The organism is Halomonas sp. TP35 (genome assembly GCF_052375975.1).
In the GTDB taxonomy this organism is placed as follows: Bacteria; Pseudomonadota; Gammaproteobacteria; order Pseudomonadales; family Halomonadaceae; genus Vreelandella; species Vreelandella citrativorans.
Window position 1 is genome coordinate 1 of record NZ_JBQSUZ010000003.1, and the last position, 16432, is coordinate 16432.

Here is a 16432-nt window from a genome sequence, read left to right on the forward strand (position 1 = left end):
GCCTTCAGCGAATGAAAAGACAGCTTCGTGTGCAAGACTTGATGCTGAGTGCCCTCACCACAATCGATCAGGTACCAGCCCTTGCCCTTGCTCTCTCGCAAAACGACCCCGGCGACGTTTCTGCTTTTCTGCTTTTCTGCTTTTCTGCTTTTCTGCTTTTCTGCTTTTCTGCTTTTGGTGGGTACACCGGCTGAGGTGCCTAGGAAGAGTAGATTCATGTCGCGTCCATGCTTTCTCTTATGCATTAGTTTTAAGACTAAGCCAATGGACTTTCAGCTAGTTAAATAGTAGCAGTAGTTCCCTTACAATCATAATAAGGCATACATTAATACAGATGAAACTGATCTACATCCTACGAGTTTGACTTACACGACTTATAGCTAAATAATATTCGCAAAATTCTGATCGCAGCGAGCAATTTGTTCTGCAACCATATTTTGCTATATCTATTAACGATGACCAGGATAAATAAAGCTGAAATTTGCTTTTAATAACGTGTTCATTATCACAAAAAACATACACAACCATCTTAAAAAAATAAACTCTTAGCCCTAAAAACAACCATTCCACTCAAGAATTCTTAATAGAATCGTAATGTTCAATAGCTTTAACCATACGGTCTAAAAGAGGCTTTAGACCATCAAAATTAATTTTATTTCTCTGATCTTGTATAACTTTTTTAGCAAAAACCTCCTTCCCGTATTCCTTTGCATTATCTCTTCCGTCTTTAGGATTAAATGTCTTACCTGACACTACTACACCTCTGGCAGTGTCATCAAAAAGATCTTCAATCATCGTATCTTTACCTGTTGCGCTCAATGGCGTTAACACTATATATAAATTGTGCATCACATGAATAAAATCAGCTTTACGAAAATCATGCTTTTTCAATGAAACTGGGTAGACGGTTGGCGTTTCTATTTTCTTTAACTTATTTTCAATTTCCTTGTAAAAGCCTGAATCATTATCCAGAACAATCAAGACAGGATGCTGTGGCTTTGGGGCTTTATAAAATGCATATTGAGCTTCAAACTTGCTAATAAAATAACTCAGATATGATGTACCACCGAAAAGCTGCAATAAAAATCTCGTACGTTTGGAATACTCTAAAAAACGCACTAGAAGATCATAACTTGGTTTTTTAGTTTCAGAATTGACTCTTGTTTTTGCCAGCTTTGGGTAAGCGCTCACTAGCCTTTTTATCGCAGTTTTAAGATATACATTATCCGTCTTACCTTCACAAAGAATTGTTGGCTTAGCGTTACCATAAAACAAGCGATAGTATAAAAAGCGACTAAATGTTCTCTCTCGGTCACTCAAAAGCGGTAAAGTATTGTGGCCATGCTTAGCAAATTGGTAAACATAATTCAGCGGCGCTTTTTGCCTTAACCTATTATAGCTATCGACTTGGTCAATAAAATTAAGCTGGCCTTCAAGCTCGTTAATATTTCCTTCTACAACGACATCTGAAACTATCTTTGTAAAACTACCGGTTCGAAAAAGACTATGGCATTGTGATTTAGCTGTTCGCCAATACTCTTTTTTCACGTTGGGCTTCCGGTTAACAACAAGGCCTGTTACATCTTGTCTAGAATCTTTAAATTGAACTCTTGTTTTTTTATCATTAATAGAAAAACCGGAACGTGAAATTTCACTTTTAAGCTTCTTTCCAGCAGCATATTTTCCGTTATCCAATCTCGCAATTTTTTCCGGAAAAACCTTCTCACGAGTAGAAAAAGTAAGGTCATCTGCATATCGAGTATAAATGCATGAGTACTTTTCAGCCAGCGCAGCTAATCGAATATCTAATGCGTGAGTAATCAAATTTGTTATGACTGGAGAACAAGGACCACCTTGGGGCAATTTGTTATCATAGCAAGCAATCTGAGCAATAACGGTGGCAATATGTGAGTCTAATTTAAAATTTTTATTTTTAATGAAAAAACCTCTAACCCGACCAAAGTTAAAGCTATCAAAAAAATCTTTCAAATCTATATTCAATACATTCTTCTGACCTAAATGCATCATAGCATTAGTAATAATCGAACGATTACGAACAAAGCCATGAGAAAGCGACTGCTGTTTTATATCAGCATTAGGCACCTTAATCTTAAGTATTTCGTGATTATTAGCTTTAGAACTTTTATCCCTATTTTTGTTTACCTCTGAACGTGGAAACTTAACTTTATTAATTTCATCAATACAATCCAACAAAAGATTCGAGAGGCTTGATTGAAGGCTTTTTAGTTTTTCAATTGGTGCATTTATTTCTCGTTTCCCACCGTTCTTTTTGGGGATAGAAAACTGAACATACTGATTCTCTGGTCTTAATATGTATAGCACATAAGTGAGAAAAGAGGCTTTAACCCCGAGCAATTCGGCAAGCTCTTGTTTAGTCGTTACAGCTTTAAGCTTGCTTAATTTGTTCATAAAAAACTGGCTACTAAGTCAATTCACAAAGAGAGGGAATGGCTTATGGGCACCCCTACGCATGTAAGGTCAACCTAGCGTCAAGTGTAACACTCTAAAGATGCATTCCTGCCGGACATTCTTTTCACTGATCGCGATACGCGACCCAAAATCTGCCCATAAGCCGAATCCAACTTTATCAAGCGACGATTTTATTTTCAATGTATTATAAAATTTTTTCTCTACTGCTCTCCTTCTGATCTCAATATTTTTTTAATCAAATTGTTATTTTTTATGTAAGTCGAATTTTTGCCAGTCTTCTCTAGGTTGAATATCAACTAAAGCTGTAATTACATTCAGCTCAAGCGTACCTTGCAGTGATAAAAGCATATGAAGGCGTATTTATTTAACTTTATTAGTTACCTATTCTGACTCCCACCCATTAATTCGACCAAAGTAAAGCAAAGACACTGGTTTGAGTAGCAGCACCAACAAGACGACTTCTAGCCCTACCCCACACAAACCATTTCTCCACCAAACCACTGCTGCTTTAGCCCCCGCTGCTTTTCCAGCAACAACGTTAGGTAGTCGCGCAATGGATGAGCGGATGGCAGCGTGGCAAGGTGCTTGCGAAGTCTGCGCTGGTAAGGAAACTGTTCAGCAGGCACATGCAGCGGCGTGGCGTGTTGGGTGAGCCATTCGATGCCGGGTAGGAGTAAGTGGGTGGCGTTACTGTCGAGTGCGAGCATGACGCCTTTGACGTCGAAGTCACCGGCATAAATATGCGGCCGTTGGGTTTTGCGCCAGGCCTCGGCCAGTTGCGCAAAGCCGCCGCCGTAGTGGCTGTCGCCACGGTAGACGATTAGCGGGTTTACGTAGCCGCTTAGCGCTGCAATATCCGGCGAAAATTCATAGAAGCTACCCAGATTCTCTACTTGAATCAGCACATCGCAAACCTCAAGGCGAATTTCATGCCAATCAACATCATGCATTGAACGCGGTTTAACCGATAACCAAGCGGGCACACTGGCGGGAAGGCTTACCAATACCCGCTGCGCGCGCGGGCCTTCGCTTACATTTTTGTCTTCATTATAACCCTGCTCAGCCTGCTGCAAGCTGCTTGCTCCGCTTAAGTAGTCCTCCACCAACCTTTGCCCTAACTCTTTCAATGTTCGGTTAATATTTGTCAGCTGCTGTTGATCAAAAACGTGTTTATCACCGCGCCGCGCAGCCCCCAAAGCCACTTCGTGCATGTCAGACCAGTCAAGCACCGTTGTTAACGCTTGGCTCGGCTGCCGGGAGACACAAGGTTTTTTAAGCAACTCCTTAGAGACACCCTGTAATAGTCGATAGGCTGACGGAGAAAGTGAATAACTCATACGGCCAACTGCAGTTCAACGTCGTGGATCAGGCGCAGGTGATTGAAGGCACTCGCCTGGCTCTCCTGCTGTTTAAGGCGAAACGCGCGCTGGTCGTTGCGCGGCAGGCCCTGGTACTCGGCGATCACTTGGAACAGCCAGATTTCATCCGGCCATTCGAGCGGGCTTTGGTGCAAGTAATCAAGGGCACTGACCGGCGCTGCCTGGGGCTGGTCGATCACGCTTAAATAAAAGTGTTCGACATCCTGCTTTAGCGCCTGTTGGCGGGCGGCGGCCAGGCTGCTCTCCTGGGCTTGGGCGGGTGCCGCTGCTTCGACCGTTTGCGGGGTGTGGCGCGGCTGGGGAAGTTGGTGGAGCAGGTCGGCGAGTACCTGGCACTCCAAGTTACGGTCAAGCGCCGGGGCGGCTGCTGCGTTTAGTGGGGCGGCCTGGTTGACCAGCGCGGGCACTTCGCTGCGCCGGGCGTAGTTGCCGGGTACAAAGCCTGGGTGCTCGCGCATAAACGCGGCCATGCCGCTAATCAGGCGGCTGCGCGCCTGCTGCTTACGAAAGCGCGCCATCAGCTCGATCAAGCGCCGCTGCACTTCGCGTAGGCCGGTGTAGTGGTGGCTTAACTGCTGCTGTAGCTGGCTGATCAATAGCTTGCGCAGGCTGCCGTCGCTGCCTACCAGCTCTATCAACTCGTCAAAGTTAATCAGCGCCAGGCCGTCCAGAAGCCTTGCGATCTGTTTCTGGGCGCGGTCGTTTTCGCGAATTTTATCGTTAAGCTGGCTGACGAAGCCAAAATCGCTATTCAGCCGCTGCCATAAGCTGTCGATGGCATCAGCAAAGCGCCCGTTCAGGTCGTCGACTTCCTGGCGCAGGCGCATCAGCTGTTGCTCCAGCCGCCAGTGCTCGCCCCGACTGCGCGCCTCGCGGTAGCTGTGTACCAGCGCACGAATCAGCTCCAGGGTTTCCGCCACGTCGGCGTTCACATGGCGGCGGGTTTCATCGGCGAGCATTTCCGCGATCAGTTCGCGCACCTTGGGCGACAGCTTCACGCCGCTCTGCTCGTCCGGGCGCCACAGAATACGCGCCGCCAGCATCTTGCGCAGCGCGCTATCGCTGAGTGATTCCAGCGGCACTTCATCGCGGGTGTAGGCCTGCATCAGCGCTTCAGAATGCTTGCCCAGCAACGCCAAGCGCTCAGCGCCGGTTTTGAGCAGGCGGCTCTCCAGCTCATTCACGCTCTTATTCACAACAGAGCCTCCTGCGTGCCTTCTTCTCCTTCGGCATCAATCGGCAGGTTCTCTTCATCCCGAATAAAGCGCACCAGGTCGACCAGGTAATCGATCTTGCCGGTGATCACAAATACCTGACGCTCTGAGTGCGGCTGAATCAGGTAGCCGTGCTCTTTCAGGCGCTTGAAAACCTGCTTTACCTGGGCATCCAACTGGTCACTTTGTGAGCCAAAAAAGCTGTCGGTAGCCAGGCGTTCCAGGCGCTCGCGCAGGCTTTGGTTGTCTTCACACTTGGCGCTGAATTCGGCCGGTTTGAGTACATCGCCGGGGGCGGCCAGAGTATCGCGGCCCAGCGCTTCTTGAACCAGCTGTAGCCACTCCAGCAGCGGCAGTAGGCTGTTGAGCGTATCGCCAAGCTGGCGTGAGAGCTGATCCCGGGCGCTGTCATTCAGTTGGCGCCAGGCCAGAAAATAGACGCTGCCGTCTTCGTTGCTGGCCAGCCGCCGGTTAAGCGGCCGCAGGTAGGTGTCGATCTCCTCGCGGGTTTCTGCGTTGCTCAAGTGACGATAGCCGCTTTCATCGCTGACCGGGCAGACAAATTCCCCGGCGAGTAATCGCTCAAGCAGTGGGCCATGTTCGATCATACCGTCACCTCCTGCTGACGTTCCTGGAGCCGCTCGGCCAGGCGGCTCAGGCGCGGTTCAATGCGTTTTAACACCCGTTTATTGGCGTTAGCGTTATCGCGGTCAATCAAATAGCGATTGGCGAACAGCAGCAGTACATCCGATTCGGGATTGGGGAACGCGCCGACAATATGAATGCGGTTGCTGTCACAGGCCTCAAACAGCTTTTCGACGTTGTGATAGGCCAAGGTGCCGATCTCATCGATGGGCCAGTGGATGGCGATTTCTGCGTCACCACGCAGCAGGCGAGTAAACGCGAGCAGGAATTTACACAGAATCAGGTAGGCCATGCCGTGGCTGGAGGACTCCAGCAGCTGGCGGTCGTTTTTAATCACCAGGTCTGTGCCGCCTTCGTTCAAGTGAAGCTCCAAGCGCAGCAGGCTTTCAAAGCTGTACTGCTGGTCGCTGCGCAGTAAATCGACCACGTCGGCGAGGGTGTTCAGGTAATCGTCGCTGGGTAGCGTCTGGCCGGATTCGCGCCACTCTTTATAGCGCTGAGCGAACAGCTTCAGCGGCTCCCAGAAGCCCAGCTCGTCGATGGTGGACTGAATACGCACTTCGGCCTTGGTGATGCCTTCCAGGCGCAGGTCGTCGGCGACTTCTTCAGAAAGCCGGCGGCTCTGGGCGCTGATGCGGCGGTTCAAATCGCGGAATACGGTAAAGAATTTATCCAGGTCGTCGCTCAGGTTGCGGCCTTCCTGAATCAACTGCTGCTGTTGGTCTTCAAGCAGTTTGAGCATGTCGCGCAGTAGCGGCAGTTGGAGGCGCGGGTTGTCGCTTTGCAGCTTGCTGCGCTCGCTCTCCAGCGCTTCGGCAAAGCCGCTGCTGGCGTCCTTGATCAGTTGGCTTTCCACATCCAGGCAGCCACGGCGCAGCTGTTCGATTAACTGATGGCGATTGCCCAATGCCTGGCGGGCGCGCTCAATGCGCTCGTCCACATCGCCCAGCGGCGCAGAAGCGGCCTGGCCGTCGGGTTCAATGGCGAGGCCTTCCAACTGTGTCAGCAGTGGCTTTAAGGCTTCCAGGCTGGCGTGTTCACTCTCTCGCTTCGTTTTAAGCGTGCTGACGGTGCTTTGGTGAGTTTTGCGCGCGGCCTGAAAATCATTTTTCAAACGCTCTTTATCGCGCTGAAGTTGCTGCTCGGTTTGCTCCAGCTCGGCTTCCTGGGCGACCAACTGCGGCTTGTGCTGCCCCCACTCCACGCGCATAAAGCGGGTGTATTCGGTAAGTTCATCCTGACGCGCGGCGGTGACGCGGATGCGTTCCTCCTGGCTTACCAGCCGCGCCTTGGTGTCTTTTAGCTTTGCCGGGTCGACGCCCTGCTCGGCCAGCTCCTGGCTAAAGGCCTCTTCCAGCTCCGCCCGCTGGCGTTGGTGCTCGGTGTTGGCATCGCTCAGCTGCTGCTTGTACTGGCGCAGCTGGGCTTCCAGGCTATCCACCTGGCTTTGGCCATCGGCTTTTAACTCTAACAACTGGCTTTGATGGGTTTCACCCAGCGTTGTTAGGGCTTGCTGCTTCTCTTCACGCAGCTCAGCTTGTGCCTGCTCCTGGCGGGCTAACGTGGCTTGATGAGTGGCGCGGCGCTCCTGTTGATGCTTGGCGTGGCGTTCTTGCTGCTGGCGGCGCGCTTCAAGGGCAAACTCAACTTCCTGCTCGGCACGCTTATGGGCCATACGGCCCTGATCTTGAGCTTCATCGGCCTGTTGGACGCTCTCGTTATGCTGTTTAAGCGCTTTCTCGGCCGTTTGGCACTCTGCCTGCGCGCGCCGTTTGGCACTATCCGCTTCTTCAATGGCGGCAAGCAGCGTGGCTTCGTCCTGGGCGTAATCGGGCAAGGCAATGGCCGAGAGATCCAGCGCCAGCCCAAACAGGTCGTCGCTGCCGCCGTCGGCTAGTTGAGGTGCTAGATCGCGCCGTTCCAAAAGCTCGGGCGCAATCACTTTACCTAACTGCTGCTCCCAGCCGGGGCGATGGTAGCGCAGAAAATGGCGCAGGCTGCCCTGTTCAGGGTCACGCTGCTGGTAAAGCGCGTAGCTGCGCTGCTCGGCGCGCTCAAGGTGCTGACGCAGCTGAACCAACTGCTGCTCGGCATCGTCCCTGGCGCGGCGGCAGCTTTCAAACTCGCGGCGCAGGCCATCTAGCGTCGCGGCCGATGCATTACGCTCTTGCTGGGCCTGATCCAGTCGCGCCTGGGCAAGCTCCGCCTCGTTGGCTTCTTCGGCGGTTTGTGTCGAAAGCGAGAGCTGGGCTTTTAGCTCGGCCAGCTGCTCAACGCCCAATTCAAGCTGGGCCTGATACTCGCCTTCCAGGCGTTGGCGCTCCTGTTGATAGCGCTCGCTTAGCTGCTGCTCGGCTTCCCACTGCTGTTCACGGCGCAGGGCTTTCTCTTCGACCAGGGCGTCGATCAATTCCTGGGCTTCACCGGTCTGGCGGGCCAGCGCCTCGGAAAGCTCACGCAGGCGTCCATCAAGCCGCGCCTGGCTCTCTTTTACCGCATCCTGCATCACGTTCAGGTGGGCGCGCAGCTGGTCGCGCTGCTCGCGCCACTGAGGCAGCGCATTGATATCGCGCTCAAGAGCGGGCATATCCGCCTCGAAATAGTGCTCGTACTGGGTTTGCAGATCATTAAGGCGGCGCTGGGTCTGCTGTAAATCGCTGACCACTTCGCTATGGCGGTCGTTAAGCTCATCCCGCGCCTGGGCGTAGTCGCTTTCCCGCTGCTGGAAATCGCGTTGATGGCGTGCAAGCTCGGCGTCCACATCGGCCATGCGCCGCTCAGCCTGCTGGCGGTCATCTTCAAGCTGGGGCTTAAGCTGCCAGAGGGTGGCATCCAAATGGGCAAGCTCGCGATCAATCCCGGCAAGCCGGGCAAGCGATGCCTGCAGGGGCTCCAGGCGCATCGATTGGCGCATCTGGGCAATCCATTCACGCGCCTTGGTGTTACGAATCCGCGTGACCGGCAGTTCAACGCCATCCTCTTCGAAAATCGCTGCCAGCATGGTTTTGAGGGTATCCATCTTGCCCTCTTTGGCATGCACCGCCGACACCAGCTTTTCAATATGGCGAATGCGCCGCTCGGGTTTGACCAGGCTGAACTGCGCGGCGATCTGGCGCAGCTTGAGGCCATCACGACTATTGCCGTGCAGTTGGGTAAAGTCGTTCTGGATCACCGAGCGAAATTCAGAGGTCGCGCCAAGCTTGGACGACACCGGCGTACCGCTGCGGCGCAGGCCGCTGGCCCACTGGCTGTAGTCGAGTGCGGTCACGCCCGCCTCGCTCTCCACCAAATAATCTTCCGGCTGATAAGGCCCGCCCACAAAGCGGTACTCTACCCCGCCTTCAGCTTTTCGGGTCAACACTGCCTGGCAGATGTTGCCCGCCTCACGGCGGTATTCATACACCAGGTAGCTGTTGCGATGCGGCAGATAAAACGCATCAAACTTCATGCGCGTTTTGGGCACTACCTTATTGGGCAGCTCGCCGTAAAACACCGGTACCAAGCGCTGAAGCGTGGTTTTACCCGAAGCGTTAGTACCGCAAATATTGGTGTGGCCGTCCACACTGAGTTCAACCACGCCTTCAAGGTGGCCGTGAATCATCACGATACGTAGCAGGTGGGCCATGCCGTGTCCTTGATCGATAGGGTTTCGAAAACGACTATCTTGCCAGACGCGAGCCATAGCAGCTACGCGTCTAAAAAAAGCTGGCCTACCATAGCACTTAGTACTACAAATAAAAGGTGACAGTAAAGGTATCAAATGCGAGTATTTAAGAACAAAGTATTCACTAAATGGGCAGCAAAGGAAGGGCTGGGTGATGCTGCCTTGTTAGCCGCCGTTGAAGAAATGGAACGCGGCATGATTGATGCCAACCTGGGTGCTCATGTGGTGAAAAAGCGCGTGGCGGTGGGTGGTCGAGGTAAAAGCGGCGGGGTCAGAACCCTGTTAGCTTACAAAGTCAGTAATAAAGCGTTTTTTGTTTATGGCTTTGCCAAAAATGCTCGCGTCAACATCAGCGCCAATGAACTAAACGCATTGAAATATTTGGCAAAAGAACTGCTGGCTTACAGTGACGAAGCTTTAGTAGAAGCCATTAATCATGGCGTGTTAATTGAGGTAGAAAACGATGGATAAATCAATCCTGGACATGGTGCATGAAACAGCTCAAGACCTGCACGCGGCGGGTGTAATGAAAGAAATAACACTGCGCGAGTTCGATGCGCTTTGCCTGCCCCCAGTAAAAGAGTACACAGCGCTACAGATCAAGCGAATTCGCACAAAAAACCACGCCAGCCAAGGCGTTTTTGCGGCGTACCTGAATACCAGTGTTTCAACGGTTCAGAAATGGGAGCAAGGCCAAAAGAAACCCAATGGCTCCTCGCTAAAGCTGCTGAACCTGGTGGCTGAAAAAGGATTAGAAATACTGGCTTAGCCGTTAGTGCCTTCTACTCTGCTTAATAACCCCTCAAAAAAAACGCACCTCGTTGGCTGCCAGCCCTTCCAGCGACACCAAGCACAACGCCAACCCGTTCAGCGAAGCGCTAGAAAGCGCGTTAGAGATCAAGCTAATGCCTATACTTAAGCAAGCCCAGGATCCGCTTGATCTATTGAATCGCGGTAAAGTACTTCAAGAAGCGTTTTAAGTTAATCATTGACACAGTTTTAGGACTTTCTATGCCCCGCTACCCCGAGCACCTTACCGGCGAAGGCCCGGTTAATCCCTTTCCGGGAATAAAAGTACTTGAACGCCGCCTGGGCCGAGCGATCCCCCACCAGTTGGGTTCCAACGAAGGGCTGGACATGCCTCACCAGGCGCTGCGCGAGCACTTTGGTGATGCGCTGGCGGCGCACGCTTACGGCTATGGAGACGCCGAGGCGTTTGGTGTGCGTACCCGGTTAAGCACTCAGTTGGGCACGCCTTTTGATCATCTGTTGGTTGATGCGGGTGCCGATAGCCTGATTGCGCTGGCATTACGCACTACCTGCGAACCCGGCGCTACGGTGGTGTGCACGGCGGGCACCTATCCCACGTTTGGCTACTTTGCGAAAGGCCAAGGCTGCCGCTTGGTTGAACCTGGCTACCATGAAGCGCCCGGCGTGTTGGCGCCGGACCTGGAAGCGCTGGTCGCCGCCGCGCAACAGGAAAACGCCCGCCTCGTTTACCTGGCCAACCCGGATAACCCCAGCGGCCACCTGCACAGCGACAGCGCTATTATCAAACTGCGCGAGGCGCTGCCGGATACCTGCTGGCTACTGCTGGATGAAGCGTATGGCGATTTTCGTGATGATGCGGGAAGCGAGTTTTCGGCTAAAGCGCTGCCCGGCGTGATTCGCCTGCGTACACTTTCCAAAGCCCACGGCTTAGCGGGGCTGCGCATTGGCTACGCCATTGCAGAGCCTGACGTACTGGCCATGATGATGAAGGTGCGTATTCACTACGCGGTTTCCGCACTGACGCTGGCCGCCGCCGAAGTAGTACTCGACCATCCTGAAGAAGTGCGCCAGCACGTGGCGGATGTAAAAGCCCGCCGAGAGCAGTTGGCCGAGTACTTTCGTGCTTTAGGGGCCGATGTACTGCCGAGTGCCACCAACTTTATCGGCATTCGCCTGCCCAGTGAGGAACTGGCCGCCCACGTACATCAGCAGCTGCTTTCAGAAGGTGTGCTGGTCGCTCGCCTAGCGCACCCGGCGCTCGCCAACGTGATACGCATTACCGCCGTAGCGGATGCCCTGGTGCCGGGCCGGCTGGCAACGCTTGAGCAGGCTATTAAAGCGCACGTCTGAACTGCTTAGACTTATCTATAACCCCGGCTTAAGCCGGGGACAACCAGTGCCTGAAATCCTCTAGCTCGCCCCATACCGCTTGGCGATAGAGGCGCTGTAGCCTGCCTGTGACGCTGTCGTGGCTAATCGGTTCGCTGGCGGGCGGTGCGCCTGCGCGAACGCCTATCCGGCGTCCATCAAGTTCTCGAAGCGGGAGTATTTCCGCGGCGGTGCCGGTTAAAAAAGCCTCATCGGCGGTATACAGCTCATCGCGAGTAATTCTGCGCTCACGCACCTCAATACCCAGCACCTGTTGCGCTAGCTGAATCACGCTATCCCGGGTAATCCCCTGCAGGCACGAGGTCACCTCGGGCGTGTGCAGCACACCATCGCGTAGCAGAAAGACATTAGCCGCCGAGGCTTCGGCCACATAGCCCTCGGGGTCGAGCATGATGGTTTCATCAAAACCGGCTTTAACGGCGGTGTTGAGCGCCAGCATCGAGTTGACGTAGTGGCCACTGGTCTTGGCGCGACACAGGCTGATATTCACATGATGGCGTGCCCAGGAAGACGTTAGCGCGCGCAGCCCGTGGGTAGCGGCCTGGGGTGAGATATACGGCCCCAAATCCCAAGCGGCCACCATCACATGGGTCGTCAGCCCTTGGGCGCGTAGCCCCAAGCCTTCTGCGCCTAGAAACACAGTGGGTTTCAAGTAGGCATTGCTCAGGCCGTTTTTACGCAGGCACTCGCGCTGGGCGGTGATTATTTCCGCTTCGTTAAACGGCAGCGGGACGTCCAGCGCATGGGCGCTTTCCGCCAAGCGGCGCGTGTGTTCTGCCACCCGAAAAAGATGTGTACCGGTAGCGCCAGCGTAGGCGCGCACACCTTCAAAACAACCCATGCCGTAATGCAAGGTATGGGTAAACAGGTGCACCTTGGCCTCGCGCCATTCGCGCCATTCACCGTCCTGCCAAATCCAACCGTCGCGATCATAAAGCGGTGTCATGCCCGTTCTCCCATTGTTGGCGCCAGCCATCGATCAGAACCTGCTGGTGCGGCTGCAAGGCCTGATAGCCCCAAGCAGCGATTTCATCATTCTGCGGATCGGGTACGCCAAGCGCGCTGCCCGCTAGGATTTGGATAACGGCGTGGCCACATAATGGAACGTAGCCTTCTGAGTAGCCGCCTTCGTGCACAAAGGCGAGCTTGCCTGCGCAGCAGCGCTCGGCCAGCGCTTTAAGCTGAGCCGTCATGCGGGCGAAGGCGGCACTGTTGAGGAGCATCTTGCCCAGCGGATCTTTGGCACAGGCGTCATAGCCACAGGCCACTACGATCAAATCCGGCGCGAAGGCTTCGAGCACTGGCAAAATAAGCCTTTCCATCGCGTACTCATAAGCCCCGAGGCCACAGCCGGGAGGCAGTGGCAGGTTAAGGTTGGCACCCAAACCGGCCCCCTCACCCTGCTCCGCAAAGTGCCCTGTTTCCAGCGGGTAATTGGCCGCTTGGTGCACCGAGACAGTCAACACATCAGGCTCGGCGTAAAATGCTGCCTGCTGGCCATTGCCGTGGTGAACATCCCAGTCGAGAATTGCCACCCGCTTCGTCTGACCCAAGGCACGTGCGCACATGACCGCGACAGGGATGTTGCCTAACAGGCAGAACCCGCGGCCCTGGTCCGCTTCCGCGTGATGTCCTGGCGGACGACACAGGGCATAAGCATTGTTGACCTGCCCCAGCGCCACGGCTTCTACCGCTGCGATAGCCAGCCCAGCCGAGTGCTGGGCGGCGGCCCAACTACCCGGCATGAATGGGGCGCAGTCGCCGCCGTTACCGCCCTGCGCCCGGTCGCCTTTTTGTAGCGCCTCTAAATAGCGCGGGGTGTGAAAACGCAGCAGGTTATCAACGCTGGCCGCCGGCGGTTTGACCACTCGGAGTTCGTCGATCAGGCCGCTAACTTCCAGTATGTTTTTAAGCCGCCGCTTGCTTTCGGGGCTTTCCGAGGCGGCTTGGGGCTGCAAGAACTCATTGGGGGCAGAAAACACCCCTATCGCGCCCTGGTCATGCCAAAAGCAGCGCTCGTGCCAGTAAAATCCCGTTGTGCTCATGGTGCAAAGCCCTGCATAAAGGCAGCCAAGTTGGCGCTAAGGTGCTCGGTCGGATAGCCTCCTTCCTGAATAATCACCGTGGGCAGCGCCAGCGCTGCCAAGTGCTTGCCCACGTCGATAAACGCTTCGGTTTTCACACTCAACCCCGCTAGCGGATCGTCCTTATGGGCATCCAAACCTAGCGCGACGACCACGGCTTCGGGCGCATAGCGTTGCAGGTGATCAATCAAGACCGCGAGAGCGTCTAAATACACCTCTCCATCGCTACCCACCGGCAGGGGCAGGTTAACGTTGGCGTCCAGGCCACCGCTCTCCCCCTCTTCATCGGCACCGCCCCAGAAAAACGGGTAGAAGTCGCTGGGGTCAGCGTGTAGCGAACCGGTCCACACATCGCTTCTTGCGTAAAAAATATCTTGAGTTCCGTTTCCGTGATGGAGATCCACATCAATGATGGCCACCTTGGCATAGCGCTCGCGCAGTACGGTGGCAGCAAGCCCAGCATTATTTAACAGGCAAAAACCGCCTGCGCGCTCCGGCCCCGCATGATGGCCCGGCGGGCGACACAGCGCATAGGCATTGGGCGAACCGTTCAGCACCGCTTCTGCTGCAGCTTCAGCGGTGGCCGCCGAGGCCAGCGCCCCACGAAAGCTGGTCGCGCCTATCGGGCAGGCCATATCGTGCAGGTGCCACCCGGCTTGGCCAAGTGGATGGCGTGGATAGTGATGGCCGCCGCCGCAAGGATGAACATTAGGGGCGACGAATTCTGCGGCATTGGGGAGTTCCTGCCAACGCGCATAGATAGTGTCGAGGAAATGCAGATAGCGCGGCGTATGGATCTGCTCCAGGCGCTTACGCAGCGTGGGGGAATCGGCAGTTAAAGGCTCGCCCAGCGTAAGCCCTGCGCTTGCCAGGCCCTGGGTAAGCAGCTCGGCACGCACCGGGCCTTCTGGTGAAGGCGCAGGCTGGCCGCGCAGCAGGAAAGTCGGCGGTGCGTGGTAGGCCTGATCGGGGTGGTAAAAACATTTCATAATGCGTTCACAATCCTTGGCAGCCCGTTAGAGTAAAGAAGGAATCCAGGTAGATAGCACTGGGAAAGCGGCAAGCAGCACGATCACCACAATAAACGACACGTAAAACGGCAGCGATGCCACGATAGCCCGCTCATAAGGTACTTCGGCTATTCGCGCGGCGGTCATCAGCGTCATACCTACCGGCGGTGTTACGTTGGAGATATTGAGTACCACGATCATTAGAATCGCGAAGTGCAGTGGATCAAAACCCAGCTGCATCATGGCGGGTACTAACACCGGGGCAATCACGACCAGCGCGGGCAGCACATCCATCACCGTGCCAATCAACAAGAGTAGCAGGCAGACCAGCATTAGCTGCACAAAGGCCACATCGCTAAAGGTGGTAATCATGCTGGCAGCGTCTCGGGCAATCCCTGAGCGGGTAACGAACCAGCCCAGTACGGCCGAGGTAGCGAGCAGGAAAAACACCACGCCGGAGAAGCGTACCGTGGTCACCAGGGCGTCCCCTATCTTGCGCCAGGTAAGATTGCGGTAGAACACCACGCCAATCACGATGGCATACACCGCCGCAAAGCCGGAGGCCTCGGTAATCGTGGTGAGCCCCGAAAGAATGCCGCCCAGAATAATTAGCGGCACCACCATCGCCGGTAGCGCAACCAACAGCGCCACCATTGCTGCCTTAAAGGGCGTGGGCGCCTGTTTGGGATAGCCGCGTTTCCAAGCCAGGAAAAAGCTCACTCCAAGTAGCGCCAACGCCATCAGCAGGCCGGGGATAATGCCGCCCGCAAACAGGTCGATCACCGATATATCGCGCAGCAGCGTGGCGTAAACCACCATGACCACACTAGGCGGAATGATCGGCCCGATAATTGATGAGCAGGCGGTAACTGCGGCGGCATACTCGGCGTCATAGCCTTGTTTTTTCATCTCGGGGATCATGATTTTGCCGATGGCGACGGTATCGGTCACTGCCGCGCCCGTGAGGCCGGCAAAAAATACCGAGACCGAAATATTGACGTGGGAAAGCGACCCACGCACCCGACCAAACAGCGCATTGTTAAACGCGATCAGCTTATGGGTGAGTCCGCCCTGGTTCATCAGCTCAGCGGTAAAGATAAAGTACGGCACGGCAATCAGTAGAAAGCCGGAAACGCCGGAGAACATACGGTCCGCGATAATCCCCAGCATGCGCTCGCCACCCAGCGCAAAGCCACCCGCCAAGCCCGACATCGCCATGACCACTGCCACCGGCGCCCCAATAAACAACAGCAGTACGAAGACTAAAATTGCAGGGGTCATGAGCGGCTCTCCCCGTCATTGGTTTCAATGAGCTCATCAATCATGTCGCGCTCATCTATAAAGTGCTCCAGCAAGGCAAAGCCGTGTACCAGATGAAGCAACATAATGACGCCGCTGATAGGCACCACTACGGCGGTGAACTTACTGGGAATGCGAATTTGATCGGAGACCATGTATACTTGGGTCGCGTTGGTGAAGTAGCCCCAGCCATACCAGATCAACATCAATGCAAACAGGCCGATGACGGCCAGACAAAGGCCAGCCGCAATCTGCACCATGATTTTGGGCAAACTACGCACCAGCAGCGTCATTGCCACGTGTTCGCCATAGCGCAGCGAAATGGTCATCGAGAGAAAGCCTATCCACGGCAAAAACAGCCGCGCCAGCGAGTATGTCCAGCTCAGCGTACTGCCGGTAAATAGCTTATAAAGAAACGCGGTAAAAGAGATGCCCAGCATGGCAAGGATGCAGCCAATACTCAGTACGATCGCCACCTGATTGACGCTATCGCTTAGGCGGCGCAACGGGTATAAAACGCCCATAA

General features: G+C 54.4%; 14 protein-coding genes and 1 pseudogene. 4 read left to right on the forward strand and 11 right to left on the reverse strand.

Annotated elements, in window-relative coordinates; translation table 11 throughout:
* The 6 genes and pseudogenes from ACT3RU_RS05270 to ACT3RU_RS05295 form a co-directional block, all read right to left on the reverse strand.
* Positions 1–218: pseudogene (locus tag ACT3RU_RS05270) on the reverse strand (hypothetical protein); the annotation flags it as partial.
* A gap of 352 nt (positions 219–570) precedes the next feature.
* Positions 571–2430 (reverse strand): retron Ec67 family RNA-directed DNA polymerase/endonuclease, encoded by a 1860-nt coding sequence (locus tag ACT3RU_RS05275; protein ID WP_483392562.1) that lies wholly within the window; start codon positions 2428–2430, stop codon positions 571–573.
* Positions 2431–2918: 488 nt separating this feature from the next.
* Positions 2919–3788: a DUF7281 domain-containing protein gene (locus ACT3RU_RS05280; RefSeq protein ID WP_192527110.1), complete on the reverse strand. Its 870-nt coding sequence runs from the start codon at positions 3786–3788 to the stop codon at positions 2919–2921.
* Complete coding sequence (locus tag ACT3RU_RS05285; RefSeq protein WP_412767830.1) at positions 3785–5026, reverse strand: hypothetical protein; 1242 nt, start codon at positions 5024–5026, stop codon at positions 3785–3787. Before ACT3RU_RS05285 ends, ACT3RU_RS05280 begins: the two co-directional genes overlap by 4 nt.
* Entirely contained in the window at positions 5023–5652 is a 630-nt protein-coding gene (locus tag ACT3RU_RS05290; RefSeq protein WP_192527111.1) for a hypothetical protein, read from the reverse strand. Before ACT3RU_RS05290 ends, ACT3RU_RS05285 begins: the two co-directional genes overlap by 4 nt.
* Entirely contained in the window at positions 5649–9314 is a 3666-nt protein-coding gene (locus tag ACT3RU_RS05295) for an ATP-binding protein (protein WP_192527112.1), read from the reverse strand. Before ACT3RU_RS05295 ends, ACT3RU_RS05290 begins: the two co-directional genes overlap by 4 nt.
* Positions 9315–9449: 135 nt before the next feature.
* On the opposite strand from ACT3RU_RS05295, the gene ACT3RU_RS05300 reads away from it, so the two are divergent.
* From ACT3RU_RS05300 to ACT3RU_RS05315, 4 genes are read left to right on the forward strand one after another with little or no spacing between them, the layout of a single operon-like run.
* On the forward strand, positions 9450–9824 hold the full coding sequence (locus ACT3RU_RS05300; RefSeq protein ID WP_192527113.1) for a type II toxin-antitoxin system RelE/ParE family toxin: 375 nt from the start codon (positions 9450–9452) through the stop codon (positions 9822–9824).
* Positions 9817–10122 carry a helix-turn-helix domain-containing protein gene (locus ACT3RU_RS05305; RefSeq protein WP_192527114.1) on the forward strand — a complete coding sequence of 102 codons (306 nt, stop codon included), beginning with the start codon at positions 9817–9819 and terminating at the stop codon, positions 10120–10122. The genes ACT3RU_RS05300 and ACT3RU_RS05305 overlap by 8 nt, the downstream gene beginning before the upstream one ends.
* 52 nt (positions 10123–10174) lie before the next feature.
* On the forward strand, positions 10175–10333 hold the full coding sequence (locus tag ACT3RU_RS05310) for a hypothetical protein (RefSeq protein ID WP_192527115.1): 159 nt from the start codon (positions 10175–10177) through the stop codon (positions 10331–10333).
* 31 nt (positions 10334–10364) lie between these two features.
* The gene (locus tag ACT3RU_RS05315; RefSeq protein WP_192527116.1) at positions 10365–11474 is read left to right on the forward strand and encodes a pyridoxal phosphate-dependent aminotransferase; all 1110 of its coding nucleotides are present in this window, start codon (positions 10365–10367) and stop codon (positions 11472–11474) included.
* 28 nt (positions 11475–11502) lie between these two features.
* On the opposite strand, the gene ACT3RU_RS05320 is transcribed toward ACT3RU_RS05315, so the two are convergent.
* Genes ACT3RU_RS05320 through ACT3RU_RS05340 form a run of 5 tightly spaced genes read right to left on the reverse strand, consistent with a single transcriptional unit; the run spans position 11503 to position 16430 of the window.
* Positions 11503–12459, reverse strand: coding sequence for a branched-chain amino acid transaminase (locus tag ACT3RU_RS05320; RefSeq protein ID WP_192527117.1), 957 nt, complete (start codon positions 12457–12459; stop codon positions 11503–11505).
* Complete coding sequence (locus tag ACT3RU_RS05325; protein WP_192527118.1) at positions 12443–13558, reverse strand: class II histone deacetylase; 1116 nt, start codon at positions 13556–13558, stop codon at positions 12443–12445. Before ACT3RU_RS05325 ends, ACT3RU_RS05320 begins: the two co-directional genes overlap by 17 nt.
* Entirely contained in the window at positions 13555–14586 is a 1032-nt protein-coding gene (locus ACT3RU_RS05330; RefSeq protein WP_192527119.1) for a histone deacetylase family protein, read from the reverse strand. The genes ACT3RU_RS05325 and ACT3RU_RS05330 overlap by 4 nt, the downstream gene beginning before the upstream one ends.
* A 27-nt stretch (positions 14587–14613) precedes the next feature.
* Positions 14614–15888 (reverse strand): TRAP transporter large permease, encoded by a 1275-nt coding sequence (locus ACT3RU_RS05335; protein WP_483392563.1) that lies wholly within the window; start codon positions 15886–15888, stop codon positions 14614–14616.
* Complete coding sequence (locus tag ACT3RU_RS05340) at positions 15885–16430, reverse strand: TRAP transporter small permease (RefSeq protein WP_192527121.1); 546 nt, start codon at positions 16428–16430, stop codon at positions 15885–15887. Before ACT3RU_RS05340 ends, ACT3RU_RS05335 begins: the two co-directional genes overlap by 4 nt.
* Positions 16431–16432: the final 2 nt, after the last annotated feature.